20 protein-coding genes, 1 tRNA gene and 1 pseudogene are annotated in these 21,601 nt (G+C 66.4%); 8 read left to right on the forward strand and 14 right to left on the reverse strand.

Going from position 1 to position 21,601, the window contains the following annotated elements:
* Positions 1–66 precede the first annotated feature (66 nt).
* From CBI38_RS22205 to CBI38_RS22215, 3 genes are all read right to left on the reverse strand, one after another.
* The gene (locus tag CBI38_RS22205; RefSeq protein WP_109332247.1) at positions 67–1,239 is read right to left on the reverse strand and encodes a cystathionine gamma-synthase; all 1,173 of its coding nucleotides are present in this window, start codon (positions 1,237–1,239) and stop codon (positions 67–69) included.
* Positions 1,240–1,260: 21 nt separating this feature from the next.
* Positions 1,261–1,782, reverse strand: coding sequence for a hypothetical protein (locus tag CBI38_RS22210; RefSeq protein ID WP_204164792.1), 522 nt, complete (start codon positions 1,780–1,782; stop codon positions 1,261–1,263).
* 68 nt (positions 1,783–1,850) lie between these two features.
* Positions 1,851–3,236, reverse strand: a complete 1,386-nt coding sequence (locus tag CBI38_RS22215) for a cystathionine beta-synthase (RefSeq protein ID WP_109332248.1) — start codon at positions 3,234–3,236, stop codon at positions 1,851–1,853.
* 135 nt (positions 3,237–3,371) lie between these two features.
* Between CBI38_RS22215 and CBI38_RS22220 the strand changes: the two genes are divergently transcribed.
* A complete protein-coding gene (locus tag CBI38_RS22220) occupies positions 3,372–4,394 on the forward strand; it encodes an SGNH/GDSL hydrolase family protein (RefSeq protein ID WP_204164793.1) in 1,023 nt (340 codons plus the stop codon).
* A gap of 108 nt (positions 4,395–4,502) precedes the next feature.
* Positions 4,503–5,720: an acetyl-CoA C-acetyltransferase gene (locus CBI38_RS22225; RefSeq protein ID WP_109332250.1), complete on the forward strand. Its 1,218-nt coding sequence runs from the start codon at positions 4,503–4,505 to the stop codon at positions 5,718–5,720.
* Between the two features lie 69 nt (positions 5,721–5,789).
* On the opposite strand, the gene CBI38_RS22230 is transcribed toward CBI38_RS22225, so the two are convergent.
* From CBI38_RS22230 to CBI38_RS22240, 3 genes are all read right to left on the reverse strand, one after another.
* Positions 5,790–6,644 carry a Bax inhibitor-1/YccA family protein gene (locus tag CBI38_RS22230; RefSeq protein WP_204164794.1) on the reverse strand — a complete coding sequence of 285 codons (855 nt, stop codon included), beginning with the start codon at positions 6,642–6,644 and terminating at the stop codon, positions 5,790–5,792.
* A gap of 166 nt (positions 6,645–6,810) precedes the next feature.
* Complete coding sequence (locus CBI38_RS22235; RefSeq protein ID WP_109332252.1) at positions 6,811–7,938, reverse strand: class I SAM-dependent methyltransferase; 1,128 nt, start codon at positions 7,936–7,938, stop codon at positions 6,811–6,813.
* 1 nt (position 7,939) lies between these two features.
* Complete coding sequence (locus CBI38_RS22240; protein WP_109332253.1) at positions 7,940–8,647, reverse strand: nitroreductase; 708 nt, start codon at positions 8,645–8,647, stop codon at positions 7,940–7,942.
* A gap of 94 nt (positions 8,648–8,741) precedes the next feature.
* Between CBI38_RS22240 and CBI38_RS22245 the strand changes: the two are divergent.
* From CBI38_RS22245 to CBI38_RS22255, 3 genes and pseudogenes are all read left to right on the forward strand, one after another.
* Positions 8,742–12,247, forward strand: a pseudogene (locus tag CBI38_RS22245) (protein kinase domain-containing protein).
* Positions 12,248–12,293: 46 nt separating this feature from the next.
* Positions 12,294–12,734 (forward strand): Fur family transcriptional regulator, encoded by a 441-nt coding sequence (locus CBI38_RS22250; protein WP_204164795.1) that lies wholly within the window; start codon positions 12,294–12,296, stop codon positions 12,732–12,734.
* A 116-nt stretch (positions 12,735–12,850) separates the two neighbouring features.
* On the forward strand, positions 12,851–13,720 hold the full coding sequence (locus tag CBI38_RS22255) for a class II glutamine amidotransferase (RefSeq protein WP_109335272.1): 870 nt from the start codon (positions 12,851–12,853) through the stop codon (positions 13,718–13,720).
* A gap of 11 nt (positions 13,721–13,731) precedes the next feature.
* Here CBI38_RS22255 and CBI38_RS22260 read toward each other — a convergent pair whose 3' ends face one another.
* From CBI38_RS22260 to CBI38_RS22270, 3 genes are all read right to left on the reverse strand, one after another.
* Complete coding sequence (locus CBI38_RS22260) at positions 13,732–14,037, reverse strand: hypothetical protein (protein ID WP_109332254.1); 306 nt, start codon at positions 14,035–14,037, stop codon at positions 13,732–13,734.
* A gap of 134 nt (positions 14,038–14,171) precedes the next feature.
* Positions 14,172–14,558: a hypothetical protein gene (locus CBI38_RS22265; protein ID WP_162603263.1), complete on the reverse strand. Its 387-nt coding sequence runs from the start codon at positions 14,556–14,558 to the stop codon at positions 14,172–14,174.
* A gap of 7 nt (positions 14,559–14,565) precedes the next feature.
* A complete protein-coding gene (locus CBI38_RS22270) occupies positions 14,566–14,949 on the reverse strand; it encodes a hypothetical protein (RefSeq protein WP_162603264.1) in 384 nt (127 codons plus the stop codon).
* A gap of 188 nt (positions 14,950–15,137) precedes the next feature.
* Between CBI38_RS22270 and CBI38_RS22275 the strand changes: the two genes are divergently transcribed.
* The 3 genes from CBI38_RS22275 to CBI38_RS22285 all read left to right on the forward strand — a co-directional run bounded on the left by CBI38_RS22275 (position 15,138) and on the right by CBI38_RS22285 (position 17,601).
* A complete protein-coding gene (locus CBI38_RS22275) occupies positions 15,138–15,575 on the forward strand; it encodes a hypothetical protein (protein ID WP_109332257.1) in 438 nt (145 codons plus the stop codon).
* A 123-nt stretch (positions 15,576–15,698) separates the two neighbouring features.
* Positions 15,699–16,070, forward strand: a complete 372-nt coding sequence (locus CBI38_RS22280) for a hypothetical protein (RefSeq protein ID WP_109335273.1) — start codon at positions 15,699–15,701, stop codon at positions 16,068–16,070.
* A 244-nt stretch (positions 16,071–16,314) separates the two neighbouring features.
* Positions 16,315–17,601, forward strand: a complete 1,287-nt coding sequence (locus CBI38_RS22285) for a competence/damage-inducible protein A (RefSeq protein WP_109332258.1) — start codon at positions 16,315–16,317, stop codon at positions 17,599–17,601.
* 157 nt (positions 17,602–17,758) lie between these two features.
* Here CBI38_RS22285 and CBI38_RS22290 read toward each other — a convergent pair.
* From CBI38_RS22290 to eno, 5 genes are all read right to left on the reverse strand, one after another.
* A tRNA-Leu gene (locus CBI38_RS22290) sits at positions 17,759–17,835 on the reverse strand.
* Positions 17,836–17,885: 50 nt separating this feature from the next.
* On the reverse strand, positions 17,886–18,836 hold the full coding sequence (locus CBI38_RS22295; protein WP_109332260.1) for a Ppx/GppA phosphatase family protein: 951 nt from the start codon (positions 18,834–18,836) through the stop codon (positions 17,886–17,888).
* A complete protein-coding gene (locus CBI38_RS22300) occupies positions 18,833–19,387 on the reverse strand; it encodes a DUF501 domain-containing protein (protein ID WP_109332261.1) in 555 nt (184 codons plus the stop codon). The genes CBI38_RS22295 and CBI38_RS22300 overlap by 4 nt, the downstream gene beginning before the upstream one ends.
* Positions 19,384–20,109, reverse strand: a complete 726-nt coding sequence (locus tag CBI38_RS22305) for an FtsB family cell division protein (protein ID WP_109332262.1) — start codon at positions 20,107–20,109, stop codon at positions 19,384–19,386. The genes CBI38_RS22300 and CBI38_RS22305 overlap by 4 nt, the downstream gene beginning before the upstream one ends.
* Before the next feature lie 33 nt (positions 20,110–20,142).
* On the reverse strand, positions 20,143–21,429 hold the full coding sequence (eno, locus tag CBI38_RS22310; protein WP_109332263.1) for a phosphopyruvate hydratase: 1,287 nt from the start codon (positions 21,427–21,429) through the stop codon (positions 20,143–20,145).
* Positions 21,430–21,601 lie beyond the last annotated feature (172 nt).

Genomic DNA, 21,601 nt, shown 5'->3' on the forward strand with positions numbered 1-21,601 from the left:
CTCCGCGCCCTGTGAGTGGTTAAGGAGTCCAGAGACTCGTCAACCACTCACGGGCGGCGAAGCCGCCTACTTCAGCGCCTGCTCGATGTCGCCGACGAGGTCGGCCGCGTCTTCGACGCCGACGGACAGTCGCACGAGGTCGTCCGGGACCTCGAGCAGCGAACCGGCGGTGGAGGCGTGCGTCATCGCACCGGGATGTTCGATGAGCGATTCGACACCACCGAGCGATTCGGCGAGGGTGAAGATCTCGGTTCGCGAGCAGAAGTCCAGCGCCGCCTGCTTGCCGCCGGCGAGCCGGACGGAGATCATGCCGCCGAAACGACGCATCTGCTTCTCGGCGATCTTGTGGCCGCTGTGCGATTCGAGGCCGGGGTAGATGACCTTGGAGACGGCCGGGTGCCCGGTGAGCAACTCCACGACCTTTTCGGCGTTGTCACTGTGCCGCTCCATGCGCAGGGCGAGGGTCTTGATGCCGCGCAGCGTGAGGAAGGCATCGAAGGGACCGGGTACGGCGCCGGCGCCGTTCTGGAGGAACGCGAATGCTGCGTCGAGTTCTTCGTCGTTGGTGACCAGTGCGCCGCCGACGACGTCGGAGTGGCCGCCGATGTATTTAGTGGTCGAGTGCAGGGCGATGTCGGCGCCGAGCTGCAGCGGCTGCTGCAGGTAAGGCGACGCGAACGTGTTGTCGACGACGATCTTCGCGTCGGCCGCGTGCGCCACCTCGGTGAGCGCTTCGATGTCACCGATGGTGAGCAACGGGTTGGTGGGGGTCTCGACCCACACCAGTTTGGTGTTCGGCCGGATCGCCTCGCGCACGGCATCCACATCGGACACCGGCACGGGGGTGTATTCGATACCCCACTGGGAGAAGACCTTGTCGATCAGGCGGAACGTGCCACCGTAGGCGTCGTTGGGGATGACGAGGTGGTCGCCCGGGCGGAGAACGGCACGCAGGACGCAGTCGGTGGCGGCCATGCCCGAGCCGAAGGCCCGGCCGTACGTGCCCGACTCCAGGGCTGCGAGGTTGGCCTCGAGCGGCCGGCGGGTGGGGTTGCCCGTGCGGGCGTACTCGAATCCGTTACGCATGCCGCCGACGCCGTCCTGTGCGAACGTCGAGCTCGCGTAGATCGGGACGTTGACGGCGCCGGTCTGCGGGTCGGGGTCGAATCCGGCGTGCACGGCCTTCGTGGAGAAACCCTGCCAGCTGATGTTGTCCGCTTTGCTGCGCTGCTCACTCATGTAGGCCAGCGTAGTGGGGACCTAATCTTGCAGATACTTCGCAATCGCGAATGCGACGTCGAGCTTGGTCTCGTCGCTCACGGAGGGGTCGATCGCGTTGACGATGATGCTGTGTGTCGGCGTGAGGAGTGCCATGGCGACGACGTCGAGGACCACCCCGTTCACCGCCGTGGCCCGCGGATCGGGGATCACATTCGTCCCGTTCCTCATCTCCACGATGACCACCGGGTCCGTCACCTGCGGCTTGACGGACGCCGTGAGGGTGCTCAGCACGTTGGCCTGCCCCTTCGACCACGAGCAGGTGGGATCGGCGGAGCCCGGCAGGACTCCCTCGGTGAGATACGGCCGGTCTGATACCAACGACCCCAGCACCTCCGTCAGGTGGTCGCAGTCGGTCGACTCGGCCACCACCGCCGAGCTGGGTTTCGCTGTCGCCACCGATGCCGGCTGTGCGACGCCGTCGACCGCTTGCCCGCACCCGGCAACCGTCAGTCCGAGGGCGATGATCGGAATCCCCACGACACGACGCAGACGAGCACCCACTGATTTCCCCCCTCGGATGTGGAACGGGCCACCCGCGTCCGGCGAGCGGCCCGTCCAGATGTCTCGCCCTAGGACCCGGCGCTGAGGAACCCGAGCAGGTCGTGGCGAGTGATGACGCCGGCCGGCTTACCGTCGTCCACCACCATCAGCGCGTCGGTATCCCCCAGCGCCTTCGTCGCGGCCGACACCGGCTCCCCCGAACCGATGAGCGGAAAAGGCTTGCTCATGTGCTTCTCGACCGGGTCGGCGAGGTGGGCACGGCCCTCGAAGACGGCGCTGAGAAGGTCGCGCTCCGTCACACTTCCCGCGACCTCACCGGCCATGACGGGCGGCTCGGCCCCGACGACGGGCATCTGAGACACCCCGTACTCGCGGAGGATCTCGATGGCGTCGCGCAGCGTCTCGGACGGGTGCGTGTGGACGAGGTCTGGGAGCTCGCCGGACTTGCCGCGCAGCACGTCGCCGACCGTCTTCTCGTCCGGCTTGCCGTCGAGCGGGGTGCGGAGGAAGCCGTAGGAGGCCATCCACTTGTCGTTGAAGATCTTGGACAGGTAGCCGCGTCCGCCGTCGGGAAGGAGAACGACGATCACCGCGTCGGGACCCTCACGTTTGGCGACCTCGAGTGCGGCGACGACGGCCATTCCGCACGATCCGCCGACCAGCAGGCCTTCTTCACGCGCGAGTCGGCGTGTCATCTCGAAGGAGTCGGCATCGGAGACGGCGATGATTTCGTCGGGGATGGACGGGTCGTAGGCGCTCGGCCAGAAGTCCTCGCCGACTCCTTCGACGAGGTAGGGACGGCCGGTGCCGCCGGAGTACACGGAGCCCTCGGGGTCGGCGCCGATGATCTTGACCTTCCCGCCCGACACCTCCTTGAGGTAGCGGCCGGTGCCGGTGATGGTGCCGCCGGTGCCGACGCCCGCGACGAAGTGGGTGATCTTTCCGTCGGTGTCGGCCCAGATTTCCGGTCCGGTGGTCTCGTAATGGCTCTGCGGACCGCCCGGGTTGGCGTACTGGTTCGGCTTCCACGCGCCGGGGATGTCGCGGGCGAGGCGGTCGGACACGCTGTAGTAGCTGTCGGGGTGTTCCGGCGCGACCGCGGTCGGGCACACCACTACCTCGGCACCGTAGGCTTTGAGGACGTTGCGCTTGTCTTCGCCGACCTTGTCGGGGCACACGAACACGCACTTGTACCCACGTTTCTGTGCAACCAGGGCCAGCCCGACGCCGGTGTTGCCGGACGTGGGTTCGACGATGGTTCCGCCCGGCTTCAGCTCGCCGGACGCCTCGGCGGCGTCGATCATCTTGACCGCGATGCGGTCCTTCGAGCTTCCGCCGGGGTTCAGGTACTCGAGCTTGGCTGCAACGGTCCCGTGTTCGCCGCCGATAACCGAAGTGAGCTTGACGAGAGGGGTGTTGCCGATCAGGTCGACGACGTGTTCCGCGATGCGCATGACTCCATGGTCCCAGATGCGCAAATCGGATGCTCACAGACGTCCGGCACGGGGCATCGGACGCGGCTAGATTGGTACGGACGCAGTCCGCCGGAACCCGTGAGAAACACACCAGGTAGCGGAAAGGTGAGTGCAGTGCCGAAGAGCACCTGGCAGGCCGGAGTGAAGGCCGGCGCCACGGCGGTAGTAGCGGGATCGAGCGCAGGAACACTGTCATGGGTGGCGTACTCGTACCTCATGTCGCAGGCGACGGCGGCGAGAGGCGTCATCGGACGCAACGTCGCGAAACCGCCGGAGGCCGACGGCGTGTACGCCCCTGGCAGCGCGGCCGTGGAACGCTGGCGTCGCGGCACACCGTTCGACCTGCACCTGATGATTTTCGGCGACTCGACCGCTGCAGGCGTGGGCTGCCTGACGGCGGAGGAAGTGCCCGGCGTGCAGATCGCCCGCCGCCTCGCCGACGAGACGGGTAAGCGGGTTCGGCTGAGCACCAAAGCAATCGGCGGTGCCACCTCGCGGGGACTCAGTGGCCAGGTTGACGCGATGTTCGTGGCGGGGCCGCCTCCTGACGCCGCCGTCATTCTCGTCGGAGCCAACGATGTCACAGCGAAGAACTCGATCCGCGCCTCGGCCCGCAGGCTGGGCGAGGCCGTCGCCCGATTGAGGGAGCACGACTGCGCCGTTGTCGTCGGGACGTGCCCCGACCTGGGAGTCGTCACAGCCATACCGCAGCCCCTGCGCACCGTCGTCCGCACGTGGGGCCTGCGTCTGGCGAGGGCGCAGGCGGTCGCGGTCACCGCGGCGGGGGGACATCCGGTTGCGCTGGCCGATTTGCTGGCGCGCGAATTCCTGGCTGCCCCCGACCGAATGTTCTCGGCCGACCACTTCCATCCTTCTGCTGCGGGATACGAACTGGCGGCAATGCAGATCGTGCCCGTCCTCGCCACAGCACTGGGCATGTGGCACGGCGGCCCTCTCCCGGACCTGCCCGAGGTCTCGGAAGCAGCCGAGGCACGCAAGTTCTCGACGCGAACACTCGCCTCGCTCAATCGCTTTCTGTGGCGACGTGCCGCGCGACGCCGTGCGACGGGCCGCCTCGACGACCTTCTCGGAATCGAGGAGGCGTCGGCGTCGCGCGCCCGGAAGGCCGCCCAGTGAGACGGAGATATCCGCGCACGGACGCGACGACGTAGGTTGTCTGAACAGCCATGAAATCGGTGGCCTGCAACACAGTGCAGACCTCCGCAGCCGACAAAGGAGTTATCGATGCCCGAGGCAGTAATCGTCTCTGCAGTACGTTCACCGATCGGTCGGGCCATGAAGGGCTCACTGAAGTCGATCCGCCCGGATGATCTGACGACGCAGATGGTTGCAGCGGCGCTGGCGAAGGTCCCCGAACTCGATCCCACCGAGATCGACGACCTGCTCCTGGGCTGCGGCCAGCCGGCCGGGCAGTCCGGGTTCAACATCGCGCGCGTCGTCGCCGTGCAGCTGGGCTACGACTTCCTGCCCGGTGTGACCGTCAACCGGTACTGTTCGTCCTCGCTGCAGACCACCCGCATGGCGCTGCACGCGATCAAGGCCGGCGAGGGCGATGTCTTCATCTCGGGCGGTGTCGAGTCGGTGTCGAGCTTCGTCACCGGCAACGCCGACGGTCTGCCCAACACGAAGAACCCCAAGTTCGCCGACGCCGAGGCCCGGACCGGCAAGCTCGCCGAGGGTGGCGTCGCCTGGACCGATCCGCGTGAGGACGACCTGCTGCCCGACGTCTACATCGCGATGGGTCAGACCGCCGAGAACGTGGCATCCGCCACCGGCATCAGCCGTGAGGAGCAGGACCGCTGGGGTGTCCGGTCGCAGAATCGTGCGGAGGAGGCCATCAAGAACGGATTCTTCGAGCGGGAGATCACCCCGGTCACCCTTCCCGACGGCACCGTCGTCAGCACCGACGACGGCCCGCGCGCCGGCACCACCTACGAGGCCGTCAGTCAGCTGAAGCCGGTGTTCCGGCCGGACGGCACCGTCACCGCCGGCAACGCGTGCCCGCTCAACGACGGCGCCGCCGCGCTCGTGATCATGTCGGACACGAAGGCGAAGGCCCTTGGATTGACTCCGCTGGCCCGCATCGTGTCGACCGGTGTGTCTGGTCTGTCGCCCGAGATCATGGGTCTCGGGCCGATCGAGGCCGTCAAGAAGGCGCTCGCACTGGCCGGGAAGAGTGTTTCGGACATCGACCTGTTCGAGATCAACGAGGCCTTCGCGGTCCAGGTACTCGGTTCGGCCCGTGAGCTGAAGATCGACGAGGACAAGCTGAACATCTCCGGTGGCGCCATCGCCCTCGGTCACCCGTTCGGCATGACCGGTGCCCGCATCACCAACACCCTGCTCAACAACCTGCGTGAGCAGGACAAGACGTTCGGCGTCGAGACCATGTGCGTCGGCGGAGGGCAGGGCATGGCCATGGTCCTCGAACGCCTGAGCTGAGGCGGCTCCGCCACCCGTGAGTGGTCGACGAGTGCAGAGACTCGTTAACCACTCACGGGCGCGAAGCGCCTAGTCGTTGTTGAAGTAACTCAGCAGGCGGAGGATCTCGACGTACAGCCACACCAGGGTGACCGTGAGTCCGAACGCGACTCCCCAGGCGGCCTTCTCCGGCGCCTGAGCGCGGATCAGCTGGTCAGCGGCGTCGAAGTCCAGCAGGAAGCTAAAGGCGGCGATACCGATGCACACGAGGCTGAAGATGATGGCCATCGTGCCGCCGTCACGCAGTCCGAGCCCCCCTTCGATGAAGAAGCTGGCGATCACGTTGCCCAAGGCGAGGACGACGACACCGATGAGAGCGCCGATGATCATCCGCGTCAGGCGGGGCGTGACTCGGATCGCGCCCGTCTTGTAGACGACGAGCATGCCGAAGAACACACCGAACGTGCCGAGGACTGCCTGGCCGATCAACGCCGAACCGCCGACTCCACCGAACGTGATGTCGGTGAACATGAACGACAGCGCACCGAGGAACAGACCCTCCGCGACGGCGTAGGCGAGCACGATCGCCGGGTTGTCCATCTTGCGGCCGAAGGTGGCGATCAGCACGAGGACGAGACCGACCAGGCCGCCACCGATGACGAACGGAACAGCCAGGTCCGCATCGTTGCTGACCAGGAAGTAGGAGACGATCGCCGTCACCGAGAGCACACCGAGTGTGATCCCGGTCTTCGTGACGACATCGTCGATGGTCATCGAACGGTAGTCGGGGCCCGTGCGGTAGGGCTCGGCCTGCGTGTACTGAGGCTGACCGAACTGCTGCGTGACCTGCGCGGCGCCGGCCGTCGTAGATCCGAACGAGGCGTATCCGCCGTTGCCCTCTTGTTTGGGCAGGTTACGGAACACCGGGTTACTGGTGGTGCGCACCGTGCACATCCCTTCTCGTGGCTCGCCGGGTAGATCCGGGTTCTCTCATAACGATGAACGTCCGGCACCCCGCCGCGAGTTCCCGTTCTTCGCTTCGGGTCGGACAATTCGGACTCTACCGGTGCCGCAGTGGCGGCCGCCAGACGAGTGCCCGACGACGCGGCGATCAGGCGATCGACCGGGTCACGGTGAATTTGGCGTTGCGGCCGACCACGTCGGTGCGCCCGACCAGCCGTTGCAGCCGGCCTCGATATCCGAGATGAGAGTTGTACACGGTCCACATTTCGCCACCGGAACGGAGTACCCGTCCCGCTTCGGCGAACATCTTCAGCGCAACACCGGTGTGTACGGCCGCGCCGACGTGGAACGGCGGATTACAGAGGACGACGTCGCAACTTCCGGTGGGCAGTGTCGACATCACGTCGTCGCGCAGTGTGCTCACCCGGTCGGCGACTCCGTTGGCACGGGCCGTGGCCGAGGCGGATGCGACCGCGGCCGCCGACTGGTCGGTGGCGATGACCGAGATGCCGGGCCGCAGCCGAGCGAGGCTGACAGCCAGGATGCCGGTGCCGCAGCCGAGGTCGACGGCGGTCTCGGCGGCGGGGTCCACGCGCGGGAGGAAGTCGAGGAGGTACCGGGTCCCGATGTCCAGTGTGGAACCGGCGAACGCGGCTCCGTAGGAGACGACGTCGAGGCCGAGCTCGTCGATATGTTCGGTGACCGGGAAACTCGACCGAGCAGACGCCACCGGACCGCTCGCGATCAGCACCCGCGACTTCTGCCGCCCGAGCGTTGCCCGCACGGACGCGAACGAGCGGTGGAGCACCTCGTTCATCCCGGTGGAAATGTGCTTGTTCCGGCCGCCGGCGAAAACCACCACGCCGGGGTCGGCGTGACGCGCAATCGCCTCGGCGATCTCGGCGAGCTCGCTCAGGCTCCGCGGCAATTGCAGCAGGACGACGCGCACACCCTCGAGTAGGTCCTGTCCGAGGGAGCACTGCCGATAGCACGACGTCAGACCTGCCGCCTCGGCATTGCGGGCCAGTGCCTGCTCCCCGGTCAGCGGATCCTGGAACACCCGGATGCCGGTGGAGTCGTGCGTCACCGCGGCGCTCAGTGTGAGCGCACCGTAGTGGTCCCCGATCACGGCGACGCTTCCCGCAGGTGCGTCCGAAAGAGCGGTCGCGGCCTCGTCGAGGATCAGGCGGTCTGCGGCGTCGACGGCCACCAGATTCGGTGCCTCGACGTCGGGGCGGCGCCGCAACAGAGCGAACAGTGAATCACGGTCGAGCACCTTACTGCGACACCCACTCGACCACGTTATCGACGCTTTCGCGGTGGGTACGGAATTGGTTGACCGGGTTCTCGGTGTCGGCGTAGCCGAACGAGACACCGCAGACGACTTTGCGCTCCTCCGACAGCGAGAAGAAGTCGCGGATATAGGGCGAACTTCCTGCGAGCGCCGCCTGGGGAATGGTGGCGACCCCGAGGCTCTGCGCCGCGAGGAGAAAGCTGTCGACGTACAGGCCGCAGTCGACGGCGCCGTACGTTCCGAGAGCTTCATGGGTGGTGACGATCGCGACGTGCGGTGCCCCGAAGAGGTCGAAATTCTTCATGGTCTGTTCGGCCGAGGCCGCCCGGTCCCCGGGCGCTATGCCCACACTCGAATACAGCTGCATGGCACATTCCCGGCGACGCAGCTTGTGCTCGCCCCGGTACTCGCGGGGAAAGTCGAAGTCCGATTCTTGCGGATGGCTGCGCACGTACTCTGCGAGTCCCGTACGAAACCGTTCGGTCCCTTCTCCTTCCGTGATCGCTACCTGCCACGGCTGCGTGTTGCACCACGACGGCGTCTGCTGCGCCAACTCGAGGATCCGCGCGATCACCTGACGCGGCACCTGACGGGGCAGAAAGGCCCGGCAACTGATCCGCTCGTCGAGAAGCGTCGCGAAAATACGTGCGGCCGGGTTCGTGTCGGGTGCCGCAATTCCGGTGTCGGTCACGTAGAAATCTCCTCAGGTTCGCTCGCTCTCGAACACGCTCTCGGGAATGTGCGACCGCGATATGCTGGCGTCAGTGCACCGAGAAGGTGATGTCATGAGTGTGCCACGAGGCCCGGGAGGAGAAGCTGGGCCGACCGACTCGGATCCGCGAACAACGGCGCGGGTCGCCGTCACCGACATCGTCGCAGAACTGTCGGCAGAAGGGTTCGACGATGCACGGGAGATCGGCCGGGGTGGGTTCGGGGTCGTCTACCGCTGCCTCCAGAGCGCCCTCGATCGCACAGTGGCCATCAAGGTTCTCTCGTCCGACCTGAGAGACGAAGATCGCGCGCGGTTCCTGCGCGAGCAGCGCGCGATGGGCAAGCTGTCCGGGCATCCCAACGTCGTCGACATCCTTCAATCGGGAGTGACCCCGAGCGGCAGGCCGTACATCGTGATGCCGTACCACCCGCGCGATTCACTCGAGGCCTGGGTACGCCACGAAGGACCCCTGCCCTGGGCGGAGGTGCTTCGCGTCGGGATCAAATTGGCGGGGGCGCTCGAGACGGCGCATCGCGCGGGGACGCTGCACCGGGACGTCAAGCCGGCCAACATCCTGCTCACCGGCTACGGAGAACCCCAGCTCACCGACTTCGGCATCGCCCGCGTGTCGGGCGGATTCGAAACCACGTCGAGCATGATCACCGGTTCGCCCGCGTACACCGCGCCCGAGGTGCTCCGGGGTGAGCCCCCTTCCGTGGCGTCGGACGTGTACAGCCTCGGCGCCGCACTGTTCTGTCTTCTCACGGGGCATGCTGCGTTCGAGCGCCGCAGCGGCGAGAGGCTCGTCGCGCAGTTCCTGCGGATCGCCACACAACCTGTTCCGGATCTTCGGGGGGAAGACGTTCCGGACGACGTGTGCTCCGCGATCGAACATGCCATGGCCGACGATCCGGCCGATCGTCCCGCGGGCGCAGCGGATTTCGGCCGAGAATTGCAGGAGGCGCAACGCAGGCACAATCTCGGCGTCGACGAGATGGCACTGCCCTCCACGGTCGGCGAATTCCCGCGTGTGGAACAGTCGGCAACCCCGACCACTCAGTCGGCCGTGTCCGGACGCGGGCGCAGTTATCGCCGGCGCTCGGGCGCCACACCCCCCAGCGCCGCGGCTCGCTTCCGTCCGCCAACGCCGATGCGGTTGCTGGTTCCGCGGACTCGGCCGCTCGAGATGCTTCGACGAGGGCACCGCCGACGTCTGGCGTTGATCCATGCACCCGCCGGGTTCGGGAAGAGCACGGTTGCCGCGCAGTGGCGTGACGAACTCGTCCGTGAGGGCGCCGTCGTCGCCTGGTTGACTGTGGACAACGACGACAACAACGTCGTGTGGTTCCTGTCCCACCTCGTCGAGGCGATCCGCCGGGCCGATCCGTCGCTCGCCGACGAACTGGGGCAGGCACTCGAGGAGAACGGCGAGGATGCCGAGCGGTACGTGCTCACTTCGCTCGTCGACCAGATCCACGAACGCCGGCGACACGTGGTGGTGATCATCGACGACTGGCACCGGGTGTCCGACCCGAAAACGATCGCGGCCATGGATTTCGTCCTCGAGAATGGTTGCCACCACCTTCAGATCGTGGTGACGAGCCGCACCCAGGTAGGACTTCCGCTGGCGAAGCTCCGCGTCCGGGACGAACTCGTGGAAATCGACAGCAGGGCGTTACGTTTCGACCTCGGTGAATCACAGCGATTCCTCGTCGACATCGGCGGACTCGAACTCGCCGACGCCGACGTCGAGGCGTTGGAGGAGACGACGGACGGATGGGTCGCAGCACTGCAACTGGCCTCCCTGTCGCTGCGCGACCGATCCGATCCCGGCGACCTCATCCGGCATATGTCGGGGCGGCATCACGCCATCGGTGAGTACCTGGCCGAAAACGTCCTGAGCACCCTCGAACCCACGCTACTCGACTTCATGCTCGCGACCTCGATCACCGAGCGTGTCTGCGGCGACCTGGCGTCGGTGCTGGCGAACGTGCCGCGGGGGCAGGCCCTGCTCGAACAGGTCGAGTCACGGGACCTGTTCCTGAGGAGCCTCGACGACGACCGGGAGTGGTTCGAATACCATCACCTGTTCGCCGAGTACCTTCGCCGGCGCCTCGAACGTGATCAGCCTGAACGAGTTCCGGCATTGCACCGCGCCGCCGCGCAATGGTTCGCCGACCACCACTACGTGAGCGACGCCGTCAATCACGCCCTGGCGACGGACGATCTCGACATGGCGGTGACCGTCGTCGAAACGCAGGGAATGCGCCTGGTCGAACATTCCCGGATGGTGGCCCTGCTGGGGTTGGTGGAGAAGCTGCCGCCCCCTGTCGTGGAGTCCAGCCCTCGCATCCAGATCGCCGTGGCGTGGGCGAGCATCCTGCTCCAGCGGGCGCCGGAAACACTGCGCGCGCTCTCCCGCGTTGCTGCCGCCCTCGAGCATTCCCCGCTGAGCGAGTCCGAGCGCGCGGACATCCGGTTGGAGGGCGACGTCATCAGAGCCGTCATCGAGGTGTCGGCGGATCGCGTCGCCAAGGTCCCCGATCTCATCGCCGAGGTGTTCGCACGGCCGGACGCCCTGCGCTCGTGGATCGTATCCGCAGCCGCCAATCTGGCCTCCGCCGTCGCGATCGCCAGATTCGAGTACGGGGAGGCCCGTCGCCTGCAGCAGTGGGCAATCCCCTACCACCGGCAAACCGTCGGCGCGTTCAACCAGATGTACGGCTACAGCTTCGCGGGCCTCGCCGCCATGGAGGAACTCGACATCGCTGCCGCCGAAGAGGATTTCCGGCTGGCCGTGCAGGTGGCGACGAAAGCGAGCGGTGAGCACTCGCACGCCGCACGGCTTGCCGGAACATTGCTCGGCGAATTGCTGTACGAGCAAGGTCATCTCGACGAGGCCGAGCGACTGCTGGACGAAAGCTACGAGCTCGGCCGGGAGGGTGGGCTGGTCGACTTCATGATCGCCCGCTTCGTGACATCAGCCCGGTTGAAGGCCGGGCGCGGGGATTTCGCTTCTGCGTCCCGGCACCTGGACGAAGGATCCACGGTGGCCACTACGCTGGGGCTTCCTCGACTCCTGGCCAGGGTTCAGAACGAGCGGGCTCGTCTCGGACTTCCACCGTCTCCGCCAGAGTCGCAACCGCCTGCGACGCCGATGCGCCCCACCCGATTTCGGTTATGCCGAGATAGTCGCGCAGCTCGACGATGCGACCGCGATCCGCGGGCAAATGACAGATCAGCCCGGTATCGCATGCGAACGCGCCGAAGCATGGGTGCTCCGAGTCGAAGCGCAGAACAGGCCGAGGGCGACACTGCAGGCCAAGCGCCTTCTGGTGGCGTGCCTGGTTGCGGCAGACCACGTCGACGAAGCCAAGCCGGTTCTGGCCGAGGTGGTCTCGACCTGCGCTCGAATCGGGTTCGTGCGCTATGTCGTCGACGGGGGTCCCCGAATGATCCCCTGCGCTTGCCGCCCTGCTGGCGGACAAGCAGGGCGGACGCTGGCCAACCGACTGGCCGGAAGTTTCCTCCGACTTCCTCGCCGCCGCGCTGGCAGGCGACACACCTCTGGAAAATTAGCGTTCGCTTTATTGACTACGTCAAGAAACGATGATGCAGTGTGATCGTGGACACACACACTCGGCTGGCCGGCCTGCTCCGTGGTGCTTCGCTGCGAGTGACGGCGCCCCGGGTAGCGGTCCTCACCGAGGTCCATCGGCAACCGCACTCGGACGCCGACACCATCGCGACCGGCGTGCGTAACCAGCTGGGTTCGGTGTCGACCCAGGCTGTATACGACGTTTTGCGAGCCCTCACCGAAGCCGTGCTGATCCGTCGTATCGAACCGCCCGGATCCCCGGCTCGCTACGAGACCAGAGTCGGTGACAACCACCACCACGTCGTGTGCCGAAAGTGCGGTTCGATACGCGACATCGACTGTTCCGTAGGCGAAGCACCCTGCCTTACACCCGATTCCACCCACGGTTTCGTCATCGACGAAGCCGAGGTTCTCTATTGGGGCACCTGCCCCGACTGCCACGCGCACGCGTCGGCCACCAGCGGGTGACGAACCCGAGGAAACAAGCAGCGCCGATCCAGCGCGGTACCGGCTTTCGCCACGACGACACCGCCGGACGACCTATCGTGGAACGGTTGATGCTGCCTGCCGAAAGGTTGCTCGCAATGTGCCGGTTGTTCGGACTGTCCGCTGCTCCACATCGTGTCCGTGCTTCGTTCTGGTTGCTCGATGCGCCGGACAGCCTGACGCAGCAGAGTCACCGGGAACCGGACGGCACCGGGCTGGGAACGTTCGCCGAAGACGGCACTCCCGTGGTGGAGAAACAGCCGCTGGCCGCCTACGAGGACACCGAGTTCGCGCAGGAAGTGAAGCACCGGTATTCGAGTACGTTCGTCGCGCACATACGATTCGCCACCACGGGCGAACTGTTACCGGCGAACACACACCCGTTCACACTGCGCGGCCGGATCTTTGCGCACAACGGCGTGATCGGGAACTTGGCGGCTCTCGACACCGAATTGGGCTCCGACCTGGACCTCGTCGAAGGTGACACCGATTCGGAGCGCTTCTTCGCCCTCGTGACCCGGCACATCGACCGGAACGGTGGCGACGTCACGGCTGGGATCAGCACAGCGGCGCAATGGGTGGCGGGCAATCTGCCCGTCTACGCCCTCAACCTGGTGCTCACCACCCCGGAGGAACTCTGGGCGCTGCGCTATCCGGACACACACGACCTCCTCGTTCTCGAACGACGACCCGGCGGCCCGAGCGGAAGCAGGCATCTGCAACACACCAGTAGCTCAGGCCGAGTCCGGGCCCGGTCCGAGCACCTCGCTCAGCATTCCGCGGTGATCGTCGCGAGCGAACAGATGGACGAGGACCCGGGGTGGACCCCGCTACGGCCGGGCGAGCTGCTGCACGTCGATCGGAACCTCACAGTCAGTCGCGAGGTGGTTCTCGACCGACCACCCCGCGACCTCATTCATCTCGACGACCTCGACAGCCGGGCAGCCGCCGCACAGCTCGAAAAGTAGCGAGCAAGCACCTACTGCGCGGAGAGACCCGGCTGGGTGTCGATCCGGCTGGGTCCGCCGTTGAAGGTGCCCGCCTTCCCGAAGGACCATTCGCCGTCCTTGCCACAGACCAACACCCCGTTGCGGTCACCCGGGTTCGCGTAACCGATAACGGTGGTGTTGCCGTTGGCGTCGTCCTGCACGATGGGGCACCCCTTTCCGGGGCCGTTGTTGGGGTCGACGGGGACGGCATTGGCCGTGGTTGCCGCACCCAGAGCGCCGAGGATCGGCAGGGCTGCGAAGGCGAGAGCGGCAATGGTTCGGCGGGTGTTGATCATTCGGTCTCCAGAAGATGTCGGGTAGGTGTCTTGCTGACAGGTACAACTGTGCCGATTGCCGCGCACTGTTTTAAGCAACCCCAGGGGTGGGATCCGCTCACCTACCGCACTTGCCACACACGCCTTCAGCGCACCTACTCGGCCCAGTACTCCAGCATCGGTTCGCTTGCGAGTTGGTTCGACCCCTCGGTGATGACGAGAGCCGCCGGAGACAGCGAATACTGCACACCCGCATTGAGGACCGCGAAACCGGTGGCGGTGCGCACGGGATCGTCGATCTCGACGGATGCCCCGTCACTCAGTCGCACACCCTTGTAGTACAGCCGGCCCACGCCGGTCTCACAAATGACGACAAGCGACTGGGTGGTGCGGCCGAGCGCCACCGCCGGGTTCGACGAGTTGCAGCGCGCACCTGGCACCCCCACGAATCCCTGACCGTCTGTCCCCGACGACTGTGGCGGCGGCGCACCGGTTCTGGCCGGATTCGCGCTCGGAGTGAGGCGCACATTCTGAACGGTCACCGCCACGTCACCTGGGAAGAATCGTCAGGTAGCCGTCGCCCTGCACGATGCCATTCGCGATGATGCACTCGAAGTCGCCCGTCAGGCAGGACAACCGTTCCCAGTACCCGTGCGAAGCAGTCGGACTGACGACGTACTCGCCGGGCTGAATTTCGGCGCCGACCTTGAAGGTCCCATTGTCGGGTAGCGATGTCGGCGTCGGCGGGAGGGCCGCAGCCGGGGGCTGCACCGGGGCGGGCTGTATCGGGGCGGGCTGTATCGGGGCGGCGACGGAGGAGCTCGGAGGTGGCACCGCGGTTGTGGCCGCGGGAATCGCGCGAGGATCGTTCTGACCACTGCAGCCGACGAGACAGAGCAACACGACAGGCACCACGATCGACAGCGTCTTCACCAGGTCACCCTCAGCAGTATCGGGACCCACGCACGAACGGCGCAGCTACTCGATTGGTCGGTCAACCTCCGCGGAACGTTACGTGCCGTCGTTCGTACATCCAGCGAAGCCGAATTCGAGATGACATACTCCCGGTGGTTCTCGTCTCGTCTCGTCCCGGTCACCGAGTTCTCCGGAAGGACACACCGATGAACGTTCCTCTTGCCGCCCGATCCGTAGGAATCGCCGCCGCCGTCACCGCCCTCGGCCTGTTGGCAGCACCGACCGCGTCCGCGGAACCCGACGACGTCACCGTCGACATCGTCGGAGAAGACAATGCGGTGGTGATGGGAGTGCGGTACGACGCCCCCGGGGCCGTCGTCTGCATCATGGCCGTCGTACCCGAAGACGGCACCGTTGCTGTGGCGACCGTCGGCCCCACCATCGTGATGGACGGAGACGACGTCGACCTTGAGGCCGCCGTCGAGCCCGGCGACTACACGGTGCAGTGGAGTTGCTCGAGCGTGCCGGCGTTCGAGCAGTGGGGTACCACTCCCCCGATGACCGCCGGCACCGCGACGCCCGTCGCCGTCACCGTGACCGGAACGCCGGGGTCCGGCGGCTCCGGGAACCCGTTCGGAAGTTGACATGCGATCAACAAACCGCTGGTGAGCGGGCTGAGCCAGATATTTCCCGGGTGGGGCGTAACGAAATAGGTGTGAACGCGGATTCTCTCTATGGAATCCCGCAACGGACAGGAACCCACCGCCATGTCGACCGTCACTCATATCGATACCGCCCGCGCCCGCCGCTCCCGCAAGGTTCTCTTCATCGGGAACCCCACCGGATACAACGAGGTGTCGCAGTGGGCGATGGTCAAGCAGTCGCTGGTGGCGGACGGATTCGAGCCGGTCCGGACCATCGACGGCCCCATCCTCTGCGCGATCGTTACCGACGACGTACTCGACGCCGCCGGCTCACCGCACGACGCACGGACCATCGAGCACGCCCGCGAGCAGGGTGTGCAGTGCATCAGCGTGACCGACACCACCCGAATCTGGCAGGCCACCGCCCGCGTCCGCGCCCGCATCGCCCAGAACGCCCCCGCCGCACGGGTCAGCCCGCACCACCAAGGGGCCTGACGGTCTACGCAGAGACCTGGCCGTTTACTGTGCTCCCAGTCGGACTCGAACCGACTCTGTGCGGATCAAGTCCCCGGAAGTGGATCCCGTGAACTCCACTGGACTCGATATCTATTTATTCGCAACTAATTTTGTACATGGTCGTCCCTGCCGATCCATCTCCGTTCGTACCGACTTCTGACACCTCGCGCAACAAACTGTGCGGCTGTCCGCGGCGATTGTCGGTCGCAAGTATGGTCGAGAAATGACTGTGCGAGCGGGTGTGGTGGTCACGGGTACAGAAGTCCTGGCCGGTCGAGTCACCGACAAGAACGGCCCGTGGGTGGCCCAGCGGCTACTCGAAATGGGAGTGGACGTCGCACACATCACGGTCTGCGGTGACCGGCCCGATGACCTGACCGCACAACTACAATTTCTCGCGGATCAGCACGTCGACTTGATCGTCACGACCGGGGGCTTGGGTCCGACCGCCGACGATCTCACCGTGGCGACCGTTGCCGCTCTGTACGGCCGCGAATTACACCTCGACGAGGAACTCGAGCAACGCATCCACGCAATCGTGCAGCGATGGCGAAGCCGACTGAGTGCTGCAACCGACTCCGAGCCACTACGGGCAGGTATCCGCAAGCAGGCAATGGTTCCGCAGGGCGCGCATTCCATTCCTCCGACCGGAACCGCCCCCGGTGTCGCGATACCTGCCAACGACTCCGAGACACTGCCCGCTGTCCTGATACTGCCCGGCCCGCCTCGTGAACTGCAGACGATGTGGCCGAAGGCACTCGACAGCGCGCCGATCGTCGAGGTCTTGACCCGGCGCGCGCAGATCCGTCAAAACACCATCCGCGCGTACGGTCTGTCCGAACCCGACCTCGCCGCGACACTGCGGACCGCAGAGCGCCAGATCACGGGATTCGACGAACTCGAGATCACCACCTGCCTGCGGCTCGGAGAGCTCGAAATGGTGACGCGCTACGCGGAGTCGGCGGCAACCGCATACACGGAACTCGCAGGTCTTATCGACGAACATCACGGTTCACAGGTCTTCTCGATTGACGGGTCCACCATCGACGACATCGTGGCGAACCGGTTGGCCGGCCATCAAATCGCCACGGCAGAATCGTGCACGGGTGGCATGATCGCCGCGCGTCTCACCGATCGCGCAGGCTCGTCGGCCTACGTCATCGGCGCGGTGGTGTCCTACGCGAACGAGGTCAAGTCGAATCTTCTGGACGTTTCCGCCGAGACCATCGAAGAACACGGCGCCGTGAGCGAGCGGGTGGCGGCCATGATGGCAGAAGGCGTGCTGAGCAGACTGGGCGTCGACATCGCGGTATCTACCAGTGGCATCGCAGGACCAGGGGGTGGCACCGACCTCAAACCGGTCGGCACTGTCTGCTTCGCGATCGCCTCCACGGAGCGACCGACCGTCACCCGTACACTCCGGCTTCCCGGCGACCGCGCAAGCGTACGTGCGCTTTCCACCACCGCGGCCATGCACATGCTCGCCGACGCATTGGGGCCGGCCGAATAATCGAAATCGCTCACGCGAGGTGATCGAGAACCATCTTCACCGCAGGCTCACGATGCCCAGGCGGGTAACCGACGTGCGCGGTCCTTCCACACACAATTCCGCCTTCTCGTACCACCGCGGCTCGATGCATAACGTACACCTCTGACCAGCACTTACATGGTGCCCCCAGTCGGACTCGAACCGACACTGTGCGGATTTTAAGTCCGCTGCCTCTGCCAATTGGGCTATAGGGGCTGCTGGCCGCCGAGGTGGTGCCTCGGCGACGTTGCGCAGATCAGATTAGCTCAGCCGATGGAGATCGCGATTCCGTCGAGGATGTCGTGCTCGCTGACCACGAGTTCGTCGATGCCGGCTTTGCGTTCCAGCGCCTCGGCGAGTGCGAGGGTGACGATCGCGCCGCCGCCGATGACGTCGACCCGGCCTGGGTGCATCGGCCCGAGTGCGGCCCGCTCGTCGTGCGTCATGGCGATCAGTGACTCGCACACTTCACGCAGCCGGGGTAGCGGGACGCGGGAGAGGTGGACCTGCTCGGCGTCGTACTCGGGCAGCTTCTTCGCCAGCGCGGCGATGGTGGTCATCGTGCCTGCGACGCCCACCCAGGTCCGGGCCTGCTCGACGGGCACACGGGCGAATGCTTCGTCGAGGCGCTCCTTCGCGAAGCTACGTGCCGCGTCGACCTGCTCGGCGGTGGGCGGGTCGTCGTGCAGACACCTCTCGGTGATCCGCACACAGCCGATGTCGGTGGAGAACGCCGCGTGGACGCCGGACTCGTCACCGAGCACCACCTCGGTGGAACCGCCACCTAGGTCGACCACCACGAACGGACCCTGCGCCGCGTCGAGTTCGCCCACAGCACCGTTGAACGACAACCGCGCTTCCTCGTCCCCGGTGATCACCTCGGCTCCGGCGCCCGCGATCACCGACCCCAGCACGTCCCTGGTCATCGAGAAGAAGTCTTCTCGATTGGTTGCGTCCCGGGTGGCGGAGGTGGCGACCATCCGGACGGCTGTCGCGCCTGCGTCGCTGATCAGGCTTGCATATTCGCTGAGTGCGATTCGCGTGCGCTCGATGGCCTCGGGTGCGAGTCGACCGGTGGCGTCGACACCCTGCCCGAGCCGGACGACGCGCATCTCTCGGCACACGTCGTGCAGTGCGCCGTCGGTGTCGATGTCGATGTCGGCGATGAGTAGACGAATCGAATTGGTTCCGCAGTCGACGGCCGCTACCCGCGTCACTGTTCGGCACTTTCGAGGTCGTCGATACCCGGCCAGTCCGCGGGAATGGCCGTGCCCCTCAGCTTTCCACCGGCAGCCGACGCGGCGAGGGCGACCGATTCGTCGCCGAGCGGATTGACCCCCGGACCCTTTGCGAGCGAATGGGCCATCAGCACGTGCAGGCACTTGACGCGGTCGGGCATACCGCCGCCGGTGAAGTCGGTTCCCAGCGATTCGATCGCGTCACGCTCCGCCAGATATGACTCGTGCGCCCGCCGGTAGGCGGCCGCCAGCTCGGGATCGGAGGCGAGGCGCTCGGTCATCTCACGCATGACGCCAGCCGATTCCTGTCGGCTCGCCTCTGCGGTCAGCCGCGGGTCGGTGAGGTAGTACAGCGTCGGGAACGGGGTGCCGTCGGGAAGCTTCGGCGCCGTCTTCACGACACCGGGGCGACCGTCGGGGCTGCGGTATGCGATGTCGAGCACTCCACGCGGTTCGCGCCCGAGCTGGGCGGCAACGGCGTCGAGGTCTTCCTGCGACACGGGGTGGGACGGGTCGGACGAAGTGGTCACCCGGTGGGTTCTCCTGGTTCTAGCGGTGCGGGCGGCGGGGGCACGGGAGCGGGGGCCGGCGTGGGCTGCACCTCGGGTGCTACCGGAGGTTCTGACACTGTTTTCCACAGGTCGGAGTACCAGGGGCCCGCCATCTCGGCGTCCTTCTCTTCCCGTTTCTCCGGTTCCTTGTAGTCGCCGGGCAGCTGCACCTGGTACGGCGTGTCGCCGGGCCGGACCCAGCGGAGCCGGCCGCGTGCCTGCGCCTCGATGTAGGCGGGGTCTGAATAGCGTTCCTCGAGAATACGCAGTTCGGCGAGCTCCTCCTCGAGCTGAACCTGTTCTGCGGCAAGCCGGTCGGCCTCACCTCGCTGGGTGAGGTATGTCCGCAGCGGAACCGCGAGAGTAAGCGCGAGGAGGAGCACGACGACGACGAGGATCAGGGCGCGGCCGGTCGACAATCCGAAAATTGTGTGCTCGGAGCGGGGAATTCGGGCCGCCACGCCGGTCGCGCCGACCCGGCGGGGACGTGCACGACCGGGCAGCACTTTTCCGGTGTCGGCACCGTCGGGAGCTGCAGGCTTGCCTTCTGCGGAACCCGGCGGAGTGGACTTGGTGGTGCGGGGTCGCCGTGCACCACCGGGGACTCCGTCGGTCCGAGTTGGCCGCGACCGCTCACCACGCCCGGCGGCCCGGCCGCCCGGACTTGCTCCGGACGACCGCGGCCTACCGCGTTGTGCCACTACCCAGATACCCCTTTACTCGACAGCCGAGAATCAGCCCTCGTAGGCGAACCGCGGGAAAGCGACCTCGCCGGCGTAACGCGCGGCGTCGCCGAGGTTCTCCTCGATGCGCAGGAGCTGGTTGTACTTGGCGACGCGCTCGCTGCGGGCGGGGGCGCCGGTCTTGATCTGACCGCTGCCGACGGCGACGGCGAGGTCGGCGATGGTGGTGTCCTCGGTCTCGCCGGACCGGTGGCTCATCATCGTCTTGTAGCCGTTGCGGTGCGCGAGGTCGACGGCGTCGAGCGTTTCGGTGAGCGTGCCGATCTGGTTCACCTTCACCAGCAGCGCGTTGGCGGCACCCTTGACGATGCCCTCTTCGAGCCGCTCGGGGTTGGTGACGAACAGGTCGTCGCCGACGAGCTGAACCTTGTTGCCGATCTGATCGGTCAGGGCGACCCAGCCGTCCCAGTCGTCCTCGCTCAGCGGATCCTCGATCGAGACGAGCGGGTACGCGTCGATCAGCTCCGCGTAGAAGTCCGCCATCTCCGCCGCGGTGCGGTTACTGCCCTCGAACTTGTAGCCGGTGCCCTCGGTGTAGAACTCGGTGGCGGCGACGTCGAGCGCCAGCGCCACATCCGTTCCCAGGACCAGGCCGGTCTTGCCGATGGCGACGCTGATCAGATCGAGCGCTTCCTTGGTGCCTGCGACGTCGGGGGCGAAGCCACCTTCGTCACCGAGACCGGTGGCGAGACCCTTCTCCTTCAGCACCGCCTTGAGCGCGTGGTAGACCTCGGCACCCCAGCGCAGCGACTCCTTGAAGGTGGCGGCACCGATCGGCGCGACCATGAATTCCTGGACATCGACGCCCGTGTCGGCGTGTGCGCCGCCGTTGAGAATGTTCATCATCGGGACCGGCAGCACGTGGGCGTTGGGGCCGCCGACATAGCGGAAGAGGTCGAGACCCGACGAGTCGGCAGCCGCGCGGGCCACGGCCAGCGAGGCGCCGAGGAGCGCGTTGGCGCCGAGGCGGGACTTGTCCGGGGTGCCGTCGGCGTCGAGCAGGGCCTGATCGACGGTGCGCTGCTCGGTGGCATCGATCCCGATGATGGCTGGGGCGATCTCGCTGAGGACCGCCTCGACTGCCTTCTCGACGCCCTTGCCGTTGTAGCGGTCGCCGCCGTCGCGCAGCTCGACGGCCTCGTGCTCACCGGTGGATGCACCCGACGGGACCGCGGCGCGAGCGAAACTTCCGTCGTCGAGCAGCACCTCGACCTCCACCGTGGGATTGCCACGGGAATCGAGGATTTCACGGGCTCCGACCTGCTCAATGATGGACACTTACAGACTCTCCTTCTATGGGCTTCGCACTGTGCACCGACGGTCCGATGGTGCCAGGACACCAGATCGTGCCAGCACACAGCGTAACGGCACAGCGTAGGGGGCGCGGGATGGCGCGCCTCGGTCACCGAGATCCGCCGGTGTGCTGCTCGAATCCCCACCTGATGGACCG

Source organism: Rhodococcus oxybenzonivorans (genome assembly GCF_003130705.1).
In the GTDB taxonomy this organism is placed as follows: Bacteria; Actinomycetota; Actinomycetes; order Mycobacteriales; family Mycobacteriaceae; genus Rhodococcus_F; species Rhodococcus_F oxybenzonivorans.

What these genes read in the sequence shown, in the direction of transcription:
- CBI38_RS22205 (WP_109332247.1), bottom strand. Translation starts at nt 1,239, where the DNA reads ATGAGTGAGCAGCGCAGCAAAGCGGACAACATCAGCTGGCAGGGTTTC.
- CBI38_RS22215 (WP_109332248.1), bottom strand. Translation starts at nt 3,236, where the DNA reads ATGCGCATCGCGGAACACGTCGTCGACCTGATCGGCAACACCCCTCTC.
- CBI38_RS22225 (WP_109332250.1), top strand. Translation starts at nt 4,503, where the DNA reads ATGCCCGAGGCAGTAATCGTCTCTGCAGTACGTTCACCGATCGGTCGG.
- CBI38_RS22255 (WP_109335272.1), top strand. Translation starts at nt 12,851, where the DNA reads ATGTGCCGGTTGTTCGGACTGTCCGCTGCTCCACATCGTGTCCGTGCT.
- CBI38_RS22260 (WP_109332254.1), bottom strand. Translation starts at nt 14,037, where the DNA reads ATGATCAACACCCGCCGAACCATTGCCGCTCTCGCCTTCGCAGCCCTG.
- CBI38_RS22275 (WP_109332257.1), top strand. Translation starts at nt 15,138, where the DNA reads ATGAACGTTCCTCTTGCCGCCCGATCCGTAGGAATCGCCGCCGCCGTC.
- CBI38_RS22280 (WP_109335273.1), top strand. Translation starts at nt 15,699, where the DNA reads ATGTCGACCGTCACTCATATCGATACCGCCCGCGCCCGCCGCTCCCGC.
- CBI38_RS22285 (WP_109332258.1), top strand. Translation starts at nt 16,315, where the DNA reads ATGACTGTGCGAGCGGGTGTGGTGGTCACGGGTACAGAAGTCCTGGCC.